12 protein-coding genes are annotated in these 16,336 nt (G+C 62.3%); 3 read left to right on the top strand and 9 right to left on the bottom strand.

The window, feature by feature from the left end:
- Positions 1 to 5: 5 nt before the first annotated feature.
- The gene (glyA, locus tag AB4N80_RS10640) at positions 6 to 1,244 is read left to right on the top strand and encodes a serine hydroxymethyltransferase (protein ID WP_122567052.1); all 1,239 of its coding nucleotides are present in this window, start codon (positions 6 to 8) and stop codon (positions 1,242 to 1,244) included.
- 138 nt (positions 1,245 to 1,382) lie between these two features.
- Here glyA and AB4N80_RS10635 read toward each other — a convergent pair whose 3' ends face one another.
- Positions 1,383 to 2,402, bottom strand: coding sequence for a Glu/Leu/Phe/Val dehydrogenase family protein (locus AB4N80_RS10635; RefSeq protein WP_109754854.1), 1,020 nt, complete (start codon positions 2,400 to 2,402; stop codon positions 1,383 to 1,385).
- Between the two features lie 187 nt (positions 2,403 to 2,589).
- Here AB4N80_RS10635 and AB4N80_RS10630 point away from each other — a divergent pair, with 187 nt between their 5' ends.
- Positions 2,590 to 3,393: a SirB1 family protein gene (locus tag AB4N80_RS10630; RefSeq protein ID WP_122567053.1), complete on the top strand. Its 804-nt coding sequence runs from the start codon at positions 2,590 to 2,592 to the stop codon at positions 3,391 to 3,393.
- A gap of 206 nt (positions 3,394 to 3,599) precedes the next feature.
- Here the strand turns inward: AB4N80_RS10630 and maiA are convergent, their stop codons facing one another.
- From maiA to hmgA, 3 genes are read right to left on the bottom strand one after another with little or no spacing between them, the layout of a single operon-like run.
- Positions 3,600 to 4,235: a maleylacetoacetate isomerase gene (gene maiA / locus AB4N80_RS10625; protein ID WP_122567054.1), complete on the bottom strand. Its 636-nt coding sequence runs from the start codon at positions 4,233 to 4,235 to the stop codon at positions 3,600 to 3,602.
- Positions 4,236 to 4,245: 10 nt separating this feature from the next.
- The gene (fahA, locus tag AB4N80_RS10620) at positions 4,246 to 5,550 is read right to left on the bottom strand and encodes a fumarylacetoacetase (protein ID WP_460081901.1); all 1,305 of its coding nucleotides are present in this window, start codon (positions 5,548 to 5,550) and stop codon (positions 4,246 to 4,248) included.
- A 2-nt stretch (positions 5,551 to 5,552) separates the two neighbouring features.
- The gene (hmgA, locus tag AB4N80_RS10615; protein WP_305491075.1) at positions 5,553 to 6,857 is read right to left on the bottom strand and encodes a homogentisate 1,2-dioxygenase; all 1,305 of its coding nucleotides are present in this window, start codon (positions 6,855 to 6,857) and stop codon (positions 5,553 to 5,555) included.
- Between the two features lie 152 nt (positions 6,858 to 7,009).
- Here hmgA and AB4N80_RS10610 point away from each other — a divergent pair, with 152 nt between their 5' ends.
- Positions 7,010 to 7,831 carry an IclR family transcriptional regulator gene (locus AB4N80_RS10610; RefSeq protein ID WP_305482181.1) on the top strand — a complete coding sequence of 274 codons (822 nt, stop codon included), beginning with the start codon at positions 7,010 to 7,012 and terminating at the stop codon, positions 7,829 to 7,831.
- Here AB4N80_RS10610 and AB4N80_RS10605 read toward each other — a convergent pair.
- The 5 genes from AB4N80_RS10605 to AB4N80_RS10585 all read right to left on the bottom strand — a co-directional run bounded on the left by AB4N80_RS10605 (position 7,796) and on the right by AB4N80_RS10585 (position 16,318).
- Positions 7,796 to 8,497, bottom strand: a complete 702-nt coding sequence (locus AB4N80_RS10605) for a hypothetical protein (protein ID WP_460081896.1) — start codon at positions 8,495 to 8,497, stop codon at positions 7,796 to 7,798. The two genes, AB4N80_RS10610 and AB4N80_RS10605, sit on opposite strands and share 36 nt — an antisense overlap.
- A 201-nt stretch (positions 8,498 to 8,698) precedes the next feature.
- Entirely contained in the window at positions 8,699 to 11,248 is a 2,550-nt protein-coding gene (locus tag AB4N80_RS10600; protein ID WP_305468404.1) for a helix-turn-helix transcriptional regulator, read from the bottom strand.
- Positions 11,249 to 11,538: 290 nt separating this feature from the next.
- On the bottom strand, positions 11,539 to 12,906 hold the full coding sequence (locus tag AB4N80_RS10595; RefSeq protein WP_305482180.1) for a DUF1329 domain-containing protein: 1,368 nt from the start codon (positions 12,904 to 12,906) through the stop codon (positions 11,539 to 11,541).
- 22 nt (positions 12,907 to 12,928) lie between these two features.
- Positions 12,929 to 14,722, bottom strand: a complete 1,794-nt coding sequence (locus AB4N80_RS10590) for a DUF1302 domain-containing protein (protein ID WP_122567061.1) — start codon at positions 14,720 to 14,722, stop codon at positions 12,929 to 12,931.
- Between the two features lie 684 nt (positions 14,723 to 15,406).
- Positions 15,407 to 16,318, bottom strand: coding sequence for an SDR family oxidoreductase (locus AB4N80_RS10585; protein ID WP_122567064.1), 912 nt, complete (start codon positions 16,316 to 16,318; stop codon positions 15,407 to 15,409).
- Between the last annotated feature and the right edge of the window lie 18 nt (positions 16,319 to 16,336).

Raw genomic sequence — 16,336 nt, 5'->3', positions numbered from 1 at the left:
ACACCATGAGCCTGCAAAATTTCGACCCCACCATTGCCCGCCTGATCGACCGCGAGCGCAACCGCCAGGAAACTCACCTGGAGTTGATCGCGTCGGAAAACTACGTCAGCGAAGAGGTGCTCCAGGCCCAGGGCTCCGTGCTCACCAACAAGTACGCCGAAGGCTATCCGGGCAAGCGTTACTACGGCGGCTGCAAGGTCGTCGATGAAATCGAGAACCTGGCCATCGAACGCGCGCGCAAACTGTTCAACTGCGAATACGTCAACGTGCAGCCGCACTCCGGCTCCCAGGCCAATCAGGCGGTTTTCCTGGCGGTACTGGAACCCGGTGACACGATTCTGGGCATGTCCCTGGCCCACGGCGGCCACTTGACCCACGGCGCCTCGGTAAATTTTTCCGGTAAAATCTACCGGGCCTTTTCCTATGGCCTGGACGCAGAAACCGAAACCCTCGACTACGAAGAAATGGAAGCCCTGGCCCGGGAACACCGGCCGAAGATGATCATCGCCGGGGCCTCGGCCTATTCGCGGACCATCGACTTCCAACGCTTTCGCAAGGTCTGCGATGAAATCGGCGCCTACCTGATGGTGGACATGGCGCACTACGCCGGGTTGATCGCTGCCGGCGTATACCCCTCGCCGGTGGGCATCGCCGACTTCATCACCTCCACCACCCACAAGACCCTGCGCGGCCCCCGCGGCGGCTTGATCCTGGCCAAGGCGCAATACGCCGCCCTGCTCGACAAGACGATTTTCCCGGTGTACCAGGGCGGCCCGCTGATGCATGTCATCGCCGCCAAGGCCGTGGCCTTCAACGAAGCCTTGGGCGACGGGTTCAAGCATTACCAGCAGCGGGTGATCGACAACGCCCGGGTCATGGCCGACATCCTGACCCGGCGCGGCTTGCGGGTGGTGTCCGGCGGTACCGACTGCCACATGTTCCTGCTCGACCTGCGTTCGATGAATATCACCGGCAAAGACGCCGAAGCGCTGCTGGAAAGTGCCCATATCACGTTGAACAAAAACGCGATCCCCAATGACCCGCAGAAACCGGCGATCACCAGCGGCATTCGCATCGGCACACCAGCGCTGACCACACGTGGCTTTGGCGAAGCGGAATGTGCCGAAGTGGCGAACCTGATCGCCGACCTGCTGGAACAGCCGGACAACGCCGCACGCCTGGATAACACCCGGCGCCGGGTGATGCATTTGTGCGAGTGCTTTCCGGTGTACCTGTTGAGGTAATGGCAGCTGTGGGAGCAAAGCTTGCTCGCGATGAACGATGACTCGGTCAGCCTGAACAGCCGCGGCACCTGCATCGCGGGCAAGCCTTGCTCCCACAGATAGGCAGCTTCACTGCTACCCATTACTTCCTTTTGATTTTCAGCGGTACAACAGGCGCTCCGCCAGCTCATCGGCCACCCGGGCCGGTGAGCGTTTTTCCGCCTGGGCGTGGGCGAAGACTTCCGTAAGCCGCGCACCGATCTTCGACAAATGCGCGGTGATCGTCGACAGTTCTTCGCCGCGATGCTTGAGGGCGACGTAGATCAGCCCGCCGGAGTTGATCACATAGTCCGGCGCATAGAGAATCCCGCGCCTCTCCAACTGGTCGGCCACTTGCAGGTTGCTCAACTGATTGTGGGCCGAGCCGGCAACGGCCGAGCAGCGCAGTTGCGCCACGCTGTGGCTGTTGAGTACCCCGCCCAGGCCGCAGGGAGCAAGGATGTCGCAGGGGGTACTGAGTAGCGCGTCGTTGGCGATCGGATGGGCGCCCAATTGCTCCATGGCCAGTTGCACCTTACCCGGATCGATATCGCTGACCAGCAATTCGGCACCCGCCGCGTGCAGTTGTTCGGCCAGGGCATAACCGACATTGCCCAAGCCCTGGATCGCCACCCGCAAGCTTTCGAGGTTATCGCTGCCCAGGCGGGCCATGGCGGTGGCACGGATGCCGGCGAAGACGCCCATTGCCGCGTGGGGCGCGGGATCTCCCGAGGCCGTGGTGCTGGTGACGTGGCGGGTCTGCTGAGCGATGCAATCCATGTCGGCCACCGAGGTGCCGCTGTCGATGGCGGTGATGTAGCGCCCGTCCAATTGCTCAATGCAACGACCAAAGGCTTCGAACAGCGCCGCCCGGCTCTCGACATGGGCCGGTCGCATGATCACCGCCACCCCACCGCCCACAGGCAAACCGGCCAGCGCCGCCTTGTAGCTCATGCCTTGGGCCAAGCGCACGGCGTCAGCCACGGCACTTTCGTCGTCGGGGTAGGCAAGATAACGACAGCCTCCCAGGGCGGGCCCGGGACGGCTGCAATGAATGGCAATCACCGCCTTCAACCCGGTCGTCGGGTCTACGCTTAGGTGCAGCGATTCAAGGCGGGAGCTTTGCATGAGAGCAAACATCGTAAGGCTCCCGAATCACTTTTGTTTGTTTCGCCAGTATAGGCGTGCAGTCGAAAATTGCTGGAGCACGCCGGAATAAGTCGCCAGGGTGGTCAGTCTTTTTCGGCATAACCTGTCACAGCCCATGTCCGAGACTGGACGAAAATCCATGGCAGGGCTAAAACGGGAGCATAGCCCGGAGAGTTTGATGAAACCGCGCCAAGCCTTTTTTGACTGTCTGCACCGCTCACCGCCGGCGCTGTTCGAAGCGGCGTTGTGGATCGCTGCCGAACATGATCGCGACGTCGACGTCCCGGCCTTGCTGAAGGATTTCAAGGAGCTGCAACAGCAGGTCAGCCATGACCTGCCAATGCTGCCTGTCAGCGAACTGGGCCAGCCCCTGTTGCGACGGCTCAATGACCTGGGCTTCGCCCAGGACGACTTCACGCCCCTGCGACCGCGAGCGGCGCTACTGGATAAAGTCCTGGCCCGCAAACGCGGGCAGCCCCTGGCCCTTGGACTGATTGCCCTGGAATTGGCCCGGGGCCTGGAAATTCCGATGGTCGGTGTCAATTTTCCCGGGCATTTCCTGTTGAAGGTGCCCGGCGCCGATCACCTGCTCGATCCGTGCGGTGGGCGCCGGCTGTACCCCAATGACTGCCGGGAACTGCTGCAACGCCAATACGGCGCGAACATGTTGCTCAAGGCGGAGCACCTGGTCAACGCCGAGCCGACGCAGATCCTGCAGCGCCTGTCGCGCAACCTGCGCCAACTGCATCTGGCGAACGACGATTACATCGCGGCGCTGATCGACGCCGAACGGGTGCTGGAACTGGGCAACGCCAGCGCCGCCGACTACCTGGCCCGCGCCAGCCTGTATCAGCGACTCGATTGCCCCAACGCCGAACGCTTCGACCTGGAACATGCGCTGATGCTCAGTGAAGATCCGATCCAGCGAATCCGGCTGACGGAGCGGCTGGGGCATTTGCCGCCGAATTCGGTTGTGCATTGAGCGGTTGCAGGCGTGCAGATTCAGGTTGCTTGTTGAATCGCTATCGCGAGCAAGCTCGCTCCCACATTGGATCTGCGGCGAACATCAACAGTGAGTTCAATGCGATCAACTGTGGGAACGAGCTTGCTCGCGATGAGGCAAGCAGCCTCACCATCATTGTGTCTGCCCCATTGCTATCGCGAGCAGGCTCGCTCCCACAGGAGGGATCAAGGGGTATCCGGCTGCTTCGCCGGATGCGCCTGTTGGAACGCCGGATGCCCTGCCACCAATGCCGCCACGCGCCGGATCCGTGGGTATTCCTGCAAGGAAACATTGAACCGCTCGGCCGCGTACAACTGCGGGATCAGGTACACATCCGCCAGCCCCGGTAGCGCGCCGAAGCAATAGCCGTCGTCGCCAATCAACTGCTCCACCGCCGCCAAGCCCTGGCTGATCCAATGCCCGATCCACTCCGTCACCTGCGCTTCATCGTGGCCCCACTGCCGCAGCTTGTTGAGCACGCTGACGTTGTGCAGGGGATGAATGTCGCAACCGATCAGCGCAGCGACACCACGCTCGTGGGCGCGCACTGCCAGGTCGGCGCTGAGCAGCGGTACCTGGGGATAACGCTCCTCCAGGTATTCGATGATGGCCGGCGATTGCACCAGCAACGCCCCTTCATCGGTACGCAGCGCCGGCACCCGGCCCTGGGGGTTGATCGCCAGGTAGGCCGGCTGGCGATGTTCCCCCCCAGGCGCAGCGATCAGGTTGACGGGCAAGGCCTGGTAATCCAGGCCCTTGAGCGCCAGCGCAATACGCACCCGATAGGACGAGGTGGAGCGGTAGTACGTATAGAGTTCCATGCACTGCCCCTCAACGCGCCGGCAGGATCTTGCCCCGACACTCGCCGAAGCCGATGGAGGCGAAACCCTCGCGGCGGCAGCGGGCCCGCAAGATGATTTCGTCACCGTCCTCGAGGAATCGGCGCACTTCGCCAGACGCCAGTTCGATCGGTTTTTTACCGCCTTCGGTGATTTCCAACAGGCTGCCGAACTGATGGTTTTCAGGCCCCGACAAGGTGCCCGAACCAAACAGGTCGCCGGCCTGCAACTGGCAGCCATTGACGCTGTGGTGCGCGACCATTTGCGCCACGGTCCAGTACATGTACTGGGTGTTGCTCAACGTCAGGCGCTGAGCCGGCAGGTTCTGCTCGACCATGGCCTCGGTCAGCAGCAGGACTTCCAGCTCGATGTCGAAAGCACCGCCGGCCTGGTCACGGGTGTCCAGCAGATACGGCAGCGGTTGCGGATCGCCTTCCGGGCGCGCCGGTTGCGGGCGGCGGAACGGTTCCAGGGCTTCAGCCGTCACCACCCACGGCGAAATGCTGGTGAGGAAACTCTTCGACAGAAACGGCCCCAGGGGCTGGTATTCCCAGGCCTGGATATCCCGGGCCGACCAGTCGTTGAGCAGGCAGAACCCGCCAATGTGCTCGGCGGCATCGCCGATGGGAATCGGTTCGCCCAGTGCGTTGCCTTTGCCGATCCAGATGCCCAGCTCCAGCTCATAGTCCAGCCGCGCACACGGGCCGAAGGTCGGTTCGGTCTGGCCGGCCGGCAGGGTCTGGCCCTTGGGCCGGCGCACGTCGGTGCCGGACGGGCGAATGGTCGAGGCGCGACCGTGGTAACCGATGGGCACGTATTTGTAGTTGGGCAGCAATGGATTGTCGGGGCGAAACAGCTTGCCGACATTCTGCGCGTGCTCGATACCGACGTAGAAGTCGGTGTAGTCGTTGATCCTGGCCGGCAGGTGCATTTGGCAGTCAGCGGCGACGAGCAGCAGCTTCGCCTCCAGCGCTTCGACCTTGCCGCGCAGCGGACTGTCTTCGCGCAACAGTTCCAGCAGCCGTTCACGCACGGCCACCCGGGCGTTGCGGCCCAGGTCGAAAAAACCATTCAACTGGCCGCCGGCCATGGCTTCGACGGCTTGTTGCGCCGCGCCATCGAACAAGCCCGCGTGCAATGCCGCCTGCAGATCGAAAATCCGCTCGCCAATCGCCACGCCGCTGCGCAAGGCACCGCCATCGACGCTGAAGACACCCAATGGCAGGTTCTGCAACGGGAAGTCGGCATGGCCGTTGGCGCTGGCGACCCAGCTACGGGCAGGGGAAAGTTGAGTCATGGTTATCTCCGGGTCGGGTCGAACGTGACAGGCAGCGAGGCCCAACAAGCATCGTAGTCGGTTTGCAGTTGCGGGCAGTCCAGGGCGAAACGGCTTGGGCGCAATACCTGGCTGGTCTCGAACATGAACGCCATGGTGTTGTCGATTTTCGCCGGCTGAAGGTCAGCGTTGATCGCCTTGGTACAGGTCTCGCCGTCCGGGCCATGGGCGCTCATGCAACTGTGCAGCGACGCACCGCCCGGCAGGAAACCTTCGGCCTTGGCATCGTAGGCGCCTTGGATCAGGCCCATGAATTCGTTCATCAGGTTGCGATGGAACCACGGCGGACGGAAGGTGTTTTCCGCCACCATCCAGCGTGGCGGAAAGATCACGAAATCGAGGTTGGCCAGGCCGTGGACGCTGGTGGGCGAGGTCAACACGGTGAAAATCGACGGGTCCGGGTGATCGAAGCTGACCGTGCCAATCGTGTTGAAGCGGCGCAGGTCATATTTGTACGGCACGTTGTTGCCGTGCCAGGCCACCACGTCGAGGGGCGAATGATCCAGCTCGCACCCCCACAACTCACCGAGGAATTTCTGCACCAGGGTGGTCGGTTGCGCGAGGTTCTCGTAATGGGCGACCGGCGTCAGGAAGTCCCGTGGGTTCGCCAGGCCGTTGCTGCCGATGGGCCCTAGGTCCGGCAAGCGCAGCGGCGCGCCATGGTTTTCGGCGAGGTAACCGCGGGCCTGCGGGTCGAGCAGTTCAACGCGAAACTTCAGGCCCCGGGGCAACACGGCGATTTCCAGCGGCGCCAGTTCCAGCACGCCCAGCTCGGTGGCGATCCGCAGCCGTCCCAGTTGCGGCACGATCAGCCATTCACCGTCGGCATTGAAAAACACTCGCTCCATGGCGCGGTTGGCCCGGTAGTGATAAAGGCTGACGCCGGCCGGTTTGTCCGCGCCGGCATTAGCCGCCATGCACACCAGCCCGTCGATGAAATCGGTGGGCTCGGCGGGAATGTCCAGCGGGTTCCAGCGCAGGCGATTGGGCGTGACTTCGCCCAATGGACCGCCCGCCAATTGCCGTTCGAGCTTGGTGAAGGCCGGGTGATTGGCCGACGGCCGGATGCGATACAGCCAGGTACGCCGCGCTTCGCTGCGGGCCATGGTGAACGCAGTGCCAGAGAACAACTCGGCATAGAGACCGTACGGGGCTTTCTGTGGGGAGTTCTGGCCGACGGGCAAGGCGCCGGGCAAGGCTTCGCTGGCAAATTCGTTGCCCAAGCCTGATTGGTAAACCAGGTCCGACGCGGTGGAATCGAGGTTCATGGAGCCTCCTGGGGATGCGGCCCGTCACTCATCGGAGTGATTGAGGCGCACCGGGTTATTTTTATCGTAATCCAATTACGCATAACGTAATTTGCTCGACAGCGACCGTCAAGCTATAAAGACGCCCATTCGCCTCTGGACCCTGCGCCTCCATGGAAACCCCGCTCAGCAACGGTAAACAGAAAGTCCGCTCGGCCGAAGTCGGCACCGACATTCTCAAGGCCCTGGCCGAACTCTCCCCCTCCACGTCGCTGTCGCGCCTGGCCGAACACGTGCAGATGCCGGCGAGCAAGGTTCATCGCTACTTGCAGGCCTTGATCGCCAGCGGGTTTGCCGAGCAGAACGCCGCCACCAACCACTATGGCCTGGGCCGCGAAGCCCTGCGCGTGGGCCTGGCAGCGCTGAACGGCATGGACGTGCTGCAAGTGGCCGCCCTGCCCCTGGCCGAACTGCGCGACGACTTGAACGAAACCTGCTTCCTGGCAGTGTGGGGCAACCATGGCGCGACCGTGGTGCGCATCGAGCCCGCCGTGCGGGCCGTGACCGTGGTGACGCAACTGGGCTCGGTACTGCCGCTGCTCAGTTCGTCCACGGGGCTGGTGTTCAGCGCTTATCTGCCGGCACGCGAGACGATCGGCCTGCGCGAGCAGGAAGTGCAAGGCACCGAACACCACGCCCTGGCCGACGACCGCGCCTATGCCGCGCTGTGCGAGCAAATTCGCAGCCGTGGCCTGCACCATGTGCATGGCTTGCTGATGCCGGGCGTGGACGCCTTGTCCGCCCCGGTCTTCAATGCGGTCGGCGAGGTGAAGGCGGTGATGACCATCGTCGGCCCGACCTCACTGTTCCACGCCGACGAAAACGGCCCGGCGGCGCAACGCCTGTTGGCGGCGACCCGGGCCGTGAGTTGGCGGATGGGGTATGAGGCGGGTCCAGGATCAGCCCAGGAAATCCGGGACAATCCTGATCACTAGATCGTTGAGATGCGAGGTGATCAGTTGCGGATGGAGATAGCGATCTTCGCCATTGAAGGGGACGGTAAAGACCCCTTGGTGGCTGCCCTTGGAGTGATAGGGAATCACATCATTCTCGAAGTGGCCCAGTAGGTACTCGATCAGTCCCTCGGAAGACGACACCAGGCGCTTGCCGTGGCCATCCTCAACAAAGCTGGTCAGGTACACGCCGTCCGGATCGACGCTGGGCACATGGACTTTCAATGCACCGTGAATATCCTCGACGGTCAAGGGCCTGAGGGTACGCGGGGCTAAATCGATCGCAGGTTCTTCAGTCAAACTTACAACAACGGCGGTGACGATTTTTTCAAAGGCTATCAAGTCCAGCGCCTTTAACCGGTCTTCGGCGGCGAAGGAATAACGCTTGCTGAATAGATTGCTGGAGCCTTGCGTATAAGTGGGCAGGTTTTGCTTTTCAACCCAGGCCAGGGTTTCGTCGAACAGTGTTCGAGAACTTTCCACTTCAGGACTTGGAAAGGGTTTCAATGTATTTACATAGGCCGTGAATGGGTTAACGCCCAACGGCTCCAGGTAATGCCCCAATAGCACCTGCACGGCAAAATCCACGCGGGTGCTCTTCAGCGCGATCAGTCTTTCGGAGTGGGAAGAAAACAACGGGGTATTCATAAGACATCCTTGTCATTTCATGGACTCGAACTTCCTGTTCGAGCCGTTTTTAGTTATGCGGCTGATGCAACAGTACGGCATCTCGGTTCAACTGAAGCGGCAACTTAGGCTTGAACTTCAGTCACGCAGTTATACACAGGCCAGTGCCCGACTGTAAAAAAGGCAAGTGTAAGCGTGCGTGAAGTTTCGAAATCATTGCATCTAACCCATCACGCCCATGACCTTGGCTTTTGCCACCGCCTGTGTACGCCGTTGTACACCCAACTTGCTGTGGATACGCCGCGCATGGGTTTTCACCGTATGCAACGAGATGAACAACTGTTCGGCAATCTGTTGGTTTGAATGACCCTGGGCAATCAGCTCCAGGACCTCCAACTCGCGATGGCTGAGCAAGGTGTCCTCGACGGTGACGGGAGACTCGACCTGTTCTGCCGATTGGCCCCAGCGCAACAGCTCGGGCTGGCGCATGCGCAGCTCCCACAACGCCTGGTGGGCCCGCCAGCACGTGACACGCTTGAGCCCCTCTTGCAGGCGTTCCCGGGCCTGGGCGCGATCGCCGGACAACCAGACGACCTCCGTCAGCACCAGGTGCAGTTCGGTTTCCAGGCTGTGCATTTCGCCGTGCTGCGCCTGGGCGATCAGGACCTGCAGGCGCGCCTGCGGATCCTGTGCCCGCTGCAAGTAGACCTCGGCCAGCACCAGCAGATATTCAAGTTTCGCAATCAACTCCAGGGTCGCGGGAGGCGCGTGCTTGGCCTGCGGCCCGCGGAAATGCCGCAAGACGCGGGTCAAGGCTTCATGGGCCAGTTCCGCCCGCCCCTGTTGCAACCAGAACTGGCAGCTGGTTTGCAACAACACGCCACGGTAGACGGTATCGGGGATGTGCCGTTGCTGCATGGTCCGCTCGGCGTCGCGCAGGTGCATGAAGGCCTCGCCATAGTCACCCTGGTTGGCCGCCAGGCAGGCCTTGCCGAGAAAACCATAGAGCACCTGTTTGTCTTGGCTGTGCAGGCCCGTTTCCAGGCCCGTTTGAAAGTGCTCGGCAGCCCGTTCCTCAAACCCCATGCGCAGCGCCAGGCGACCGCGCCGCAGGACAATACGCCCCAACAATGGAGAAAAATCCTGGCCCGGTTTATCCAGCAGCGCCTGGACGGCGGCCAGCAAATGATCGGCCCGATGCGGCGCGCCGCGTTGTTCCAGGACCTGGGCGTGATCCAGTTCCAGCAATCCTTCGAAGACCAGCGAGCCTTGCGCACGCGCCAGGCATAACGCCTGACGGTTGAGCCCGTGCGCCGAGGCCAGTTCTCCAGCAAGCAGCGCCTGCTGCGTCAGTCCACCCAGGCACAGCACCCGTTGGGCCCAGGCCTCGGGGTCCAGGCTGGCCTGGGCCTGGAGGAAATGTTCACGCGCCGGTTCACCATCGCCCGAGAGGTGCAGCAACCAGCCGCGCAAGACCAGCCACCTTGCCAGCACCTGTCGCTGTCGACAGGCCGAAGGCTGCGGCAGGAACCTGGCCAGTTGCTCGATACAGGTCGACGCCTGGTCGAAGCGTCCGGCGAACAACAGCGCAGCGGTGACCAGCCCCACCGATTGCGGCGTGCCGAGGGTCAGCGCGTCGCCTTGTTGATCATGCAAGCTCAGCAACAGCACCGCGTTGCGGCGCTGCAAGACGTGCTCGAAGCTCAAATGCTGCAAAAAACTGACGGCGGTCTCGAATTCCTCGGCCAACATGGCTTGCTCGAACGCCATTTGCCAGTCCTGCTCGGCCGCAAACCACTGGCAGGCCCGTCGATGCCAGGAGCGGCCTTGCGACCAGGGCTCTTCACGCACCAGCAGGGCCAGGGCTGGGAAGATTTGCAACCAGTCCGAGGTCTGCTCCCACGGTTCGATGAAACATCCCAGCTCCAGCAACAACGGCAGGCATTGCGCACCCACCGTGTCGCCGAACAGGTGCTCGCACAGCCGGGCATTGAAACGCGGCAGATGCGCCAGCACCCGCCAGGCCTGTGCGAGGTCCGGGGTCAGCGTGCTGAACAGTTCGTACTCCAGGTAGTCGAGCAAGGTCCCTGGCCGGCCTGGCGATGCATGACTGCGCGCCCATTCGCAGCGCTCAAGCAGGGTGATGCGCACCCCGGCACACCAGCCACCGTTGCGCTGAATCACCTCGCGGGCCGTGCGGGCGGCCTGGGGAGCGGGCAGATGACGAAGCAGTGGCTGGACATCGTCAGGGGTGAAGAACAACGCCTGCGGGTCAAACTCGTACAACTCGTCATCGAGCAACAACCGCGGCCAGTTGCAGTGGGGGCGGCGGCGACCATTGAGCCACAGGTGCAACGCCGGGCTGCTGGTGTTCAACAAACGGTCGAGCAGTTGGTCCAGCTCGGGATTCGGCACCCGGCAATAGTCGTCCAGGAATAACCAGGTAGGCGTCTGCAAACGCGCCAGGTGGGCCAACAGCCCCGCTTCATCCAGCATCGCCAGCCCGAGGGTCTGTGCCAGGAGCTCGCACATTTGCACCACGCTCAATGCCGCGCCCCCCAGGGGCAGCCAATGCAGCCGACAGTCGCCGGGGGCCTGCAGGAAACACTCGGCGAACAACGCACTCTTGCCACTGCCCGCCGGCGCGCAGAGCAGTTTTACCCGCGCCTCGGAAGTCAGCAGCGACTCGCTCAGGGACCGCCGCGGCAGATGCGTCGAGGACAGGCGAGGCAGCAATCCTGGACGGTCCGGACACGGGGTCATGGCGGTCATGTGGGCGATCCTGTTTATTGTTATCTCAACACCCTAGTCCTGTGTCGCCGACCTTTGGAGAAGTATTCAGCGCGCTGATTGGCGCCCATAAAAAAACGACCGGCAGGGGCACTGCCGGTCGATCACGATTATCAAGTCAGGCACAACCTTGCGAGGGTTGGATTTACTGTGGGAGCAAGGCTTGCCCGCGATAGCCTCACTGCGGTCCAAAAGCTGAACCGCGTTATCGTTCATCGCGGGCAAGCCTTGCTCCCACAGATAAATCCCCTCGCCACAGTTGACTGCAGACCTTAGCGAACCCCGGTCGAGCGCAGCGCCGCCGGCGTGTAGTCGGCTGCCCGGGCTTCGAAGCCGTACTCGTAGCTGTGTTTCTCTTCGTTCTTCATCCCCAGCGCGATGTAGCGGCCGGCGATGATGTCGTAGAGCGCCTCCAGGGTGTAGCCCGGGTTCTGATGGTCGTAGTAGAACTGGGCATGACCTTCGGCCACCCGCCACAGTTGGCCGCGACCGTCATAGTGATCCACCAGCGCCGCCTGCCAGCTGTCCTCGTCGATGTACATGTGGCGCTTGGCATAGATGTGCCGTTCGCTGGGCTTGACCGTCCCCACCACTTCCCAGACCCGGTGCAGCTCGTAGCGGGTCAAGTCCTGGTTGATGTGGCCGGCCTTGATCACATCGTCGTACTTGAGGCTTGGCGAATCGAGCTTGTAGCTGTTGTACGGGATGTACATTTCCTTCTTGCCGATCAGCTTCCAGTCGTAACGGTCCGGCGCGCCGGAAAACAGGTCGAAGTTGTCGGAGGTACGCAAGCCGTCGGCGGCGGTGCCCGGGCCGTCGTAGGCCACTTGCGGGGCGCGACGCACACGACGCTGGCCGGCATTGTAGATCCAGGCCAGGCGTGGCTCCTTCACTTGGTCGAGGGTCTCATGCACCAGCAGCACGTTACCGGCCAGGCGCGCCGGGGCGGTGACCGATTGTTTGAAATAAGTCAGCACGTTGCTGGCCTTTTCGGGGTCGGCGTCCTTGATCAGGAACGGCACGGCGATTTCTTCTTCGAAGCGGATCGGTGTGAAGCTGCCATTGGTCTGCGGCGTGACCTGGGTGATGACCCGACGCAGGTTGCCACCGTGATAACGGGTGACGTGGTTCCACAGCACTTCCACGCCATTCTTGGGAATCGGGAAAGCGTAGTAGCGGTTGCCGGTAAAATTCGACAGGCCGTTACCGTCGTTGATGGATGTCACGTTGAGGGCGCTGCGCTTGGCCGACTCGTAGATTTCCGGCGGCAGGCCGACGCTGCGATGGGTCGGGTAGACCGGAATCTTGTAGGTCTGCGGGTAGCGCTTGAACATCGCGACCTGGCCTTCGGAGAGTTTGTCCTTGTACTTGTCCACGGTCGCGGCGGTGATGGTGAACAGCGGTTTTTCATTGGCGAACGGGTCGGCCAGAAAGCCCTTGCTGTCCACGGCCCCGGCATTTTTCGGGATGCCGCCGGTCCAGGCCGGGATCGAGCCATCGGCATTGCCGGCCTTCTCCGCACCGATTGGCGTGAGGCTGGTGCCCAGTTTGTTCGCTTCCTCCGGCGAAACCGCCGCCATCACATTCGCGGCCAGCAGGCTCAAGGCCAGGGCACCGCATTGCAGGATCATCTTGCGCATTGGGTTTTCCTTGTCAGCCAGATCAGAAGTTCACGCCGAAGCTCAACGCGAGGAAATCGCGGTCTTCGAGAACGTTGTAATCGCCGCCAAAAAAGTCGGTGTAGCTCAAGCTGGCGGTGTAGGTGTTGCGGTAATCGGCATCGACACCAACGCTGACGGCCTTGGCGCCTTCGTTGAACAGACCGTTGGGGCCATAGCCGGCCACGTCGTGGGACCAGGACACGTTGGGCTTGAAGTTCACCCCGCCGATCACGTTGGAGTAGTCGAGAATCGCCCGGGCGCGATAGCCCCAGGACGTCGAGGTGACGAAGCCATCGGTGTCACCGTTGAAGCCGTACTGGCCGTAGACCGAATCACGCCCATAACGCAGCTTGTCCTTGGACTCCAGACCGCCGACATGCACCACCGCCGCCTCGCCGACCAGGGTCAGGCGATCAGCCCCCAGCACCTGATCGAAGAAGTGCGTCAGGGTGCTCTGGACCTGGGTCACTTCCTTGCGTCGGTAACCGGTGTTGTCGGCACCCGGCGTGGTCGCGATGGGCGACGCCGCGCCACCGGCAATCGGGTTGACCAGGGCCAGGGTCAGGTCGTTGGTATTGACCTGCACTGGCGCGTTTGGACGGTAGCTGACTTCCCCGGTCCACGCCGTGCCGGTGGGCAACGTGGTGGAGAAACTGGCGCCGTACAGGCGGATGTCTTCCGGGTATTCAAGGTAATACCCACCGCGACCCAGCATCACGCTTTGCGCCAGACCCGCACCGCTGCCAGGGGCCAGGCCGTTGGCAATCGCGACCATGCCCGGCAACGCAGCCAGCGTCGAGAGCCCCGCCGTGGTCGTCCCGACGGTAGGCGTACGGCTGTGGTAATTCATGAAGTACAGGCCGTACTCGGTGTCATCACCGAGCCAGCGCAACGCCGTGCCCCACTGGCCGGAGTCGCGGGCGTCGCGGTCGCCGCCACGGGGAATGATCACCCCTTCGCTGGACACCTGGATCCCCTGCCCGAATGCCTGGGTCAAGGGCACGAACGGCGCAATCGCCGGGCTGCCCACGGTGTAGCCACTGGTGCAACCGTCCGCCACCACGTCATTGCCGAAGAACGTGCCGCAGTTATCAACAACCGTCTGGTCCCACTCCAGCTGGTAGAACCCTTCGATGGTCAGCTTGTCAGTCAAGCCCTGGGAGGCGAACAGCATGTTCACCGGGATCAGGCCTTCCTTGATCTCCGCACCGGGACGACGGAAGGCGGACACGTCCACCGGGTTGATGCTGTTGATGGAGTTGCCGATGAAGGTACTCTCACCCCAGCTAACCACCTGCTTGCCGGCGCGCACGGTGCCCGGCAGATCGGCGATGGAATAGTTGTGATAGACGAAGGCATCGAGAATCTGCGCCCCCGAGGACTTGGCGCCTTCCTTGCGATTGCTGTCGCTGATGTCCTTGAACTCGCGCCCCTCATCCTTGAGCTCGAAGTCATACCAGTACTTGCCACGCACGAACACACCAGTATCGCCGTACTTGAGCTCGAGGTCGTGCAGGCCCTTGAAGATTTTGGAAAAGGTTTCGCCTTTCTTGAAGTTCAGCCGTCCGTCATCACCGGTGGAGGATTGGCCCCGCCCGCCGTTGACCGTGCCGACCAGGTCCTTGTCGGCATCGCGCATACCCCAGCTCGCGCCCACGGACAGCGACGAATCGAACTGACCCTCGATCTCGCCAATGTTGAATGAAACGGCCTGCGCCTGGGCACAGCAACCCAAGGCCACCGCGACGGCCAGCGCCTGCGGCTTGAAGATGGCGCGCATTGTTATTGTTGTCATGCGTCTTCCCCGGTGAGTGACAGAGGCTTCACCCTACTGCCGCACGCCATGGGCGATAAGCGCACCAAGGAGGTATTCGCGCTGTACCTCAAAAGGATTACAGCCCCTGCGCAGCGGGCCTTTGCGCGGCGCATGGACAGACTGGATGATGGGTCATCAGCGCCACGCATACTCCTGTCCCGCCTGCGACTGTTACGCGCCCTGCAACGGTGCATGTCCGGATCCGGGCTGTTTCCCGTCGGGCTCGATCCCTATGCTGGCCGGGCTTGCAGGGCAACGGGCCTGCAAGCCCAAGTCGCCATGGCATTCCTCCTGCCTGGCGCACCGTCATTCGGATGGATTGGCGCATCGGTCCATCATCCCGTGTTCACCGACGTTGGTTTGTAGCTCCTTTGCAACGTCACGCTTAGGCCGCTGCTTTTGCAGTGGCCTTTTTTATGTGAACGAAAGACAGCGCGCCCGGCATACGGGGATGAGCCGTTGGGGAGTCGACGCAATCTGAACGAGACTTCGAGTGGCGTTGAAATCGTCGACCTCGTCACTGATCACCAAGGGCACTTTCGCCCGGCGAAATATGACGGTGTGATGGATATCGAGACCGCCGAGAACCCGGCGGCCCTAGCGAAAACATTGTCCATGAGCACGGTTGCCACAGCTGGCAGCAACCGGCCCGGGCAGTGAGTCTTAAATGGCGTGACGTTGCAGATTCGCCATCATTTCCTTCAAGGCTTCCAGATTGTCGTTCGGGTGCACGGCATTTTCGAAATCGCAGATCTGCTGCCAATGGGCGGCGACGTCTTCAGGTGAAAAGCCTTTGCGCGGGTCGAAGCCCGCCCCCAGGCTGCGCTCCCAGCGCACCTTGCCCATCCAGCCGCCGCCCACTTCGAACAAGCCGGAGGTTTCCTGGCAGGCCTCACTGGCCAGGTACACCACCAGAGGACTGACGAGTTCGGGCTTGAGTTGTTCGAAGACCTGCGGCGGGATCAGGCCTTCGGTCATGCGGGTGCCGCCGGTGGGGGCGATGGCATTGACCAGGATGTTGTTCTTGCGGCCTTCGATGGCCAGGGTCCGCGTCAGGCCATAAAGGCCGAGCTTGGCCATGCCGTAGTTGGATTGGCCGAAGTTACCGTAGATGCCCGAGGTGGACGCGGTGAAGATCACCCGCCCGTAGTTTTGCTCACGCAGGTGCGGCCAGGCGGCCCGGGTCACCTTGTAGGCGCCTTCGACGTGGACGCGGTAGACCAGATCCCAATCGGCGTCGTCCATTTTGTGGAACGTCTTGTCCCGCAAAATCCCGGCGTTGTTGACCACCACATCGACGCGACCGAACGCGTCGAGCGCGTTTTGAACCAGCTTGTCGCCATCGGTCACCGAGTCGTGGTTGGCCTCGGCGATGCCGCCCGCCTCGCGGATTTCGGCGACCACCCGGTCCGCAGCCGAGGCATTGGCCCCTTCCCCTTGCGCCGAGCCGCCCAGGTCGTTGACCAGCACTTTCGCGCCTTGTTTGGCGAACAGCAACGCATGGGCGCGTCCCAGGCCTCCGCCGGCTCCTGTGACGATCACGACTTTATCTTCGAAGCGCACAGACTCACTCATGGCAGAACTCCAGCAGGC

The organism is Pseudomonas sp. H3_A02, assembly GCF_054671965.1.
Note: the sequence above shows the minus strand (reverse complement) of the source record. Positions and strands in the feature narration are given on the sequence as shown.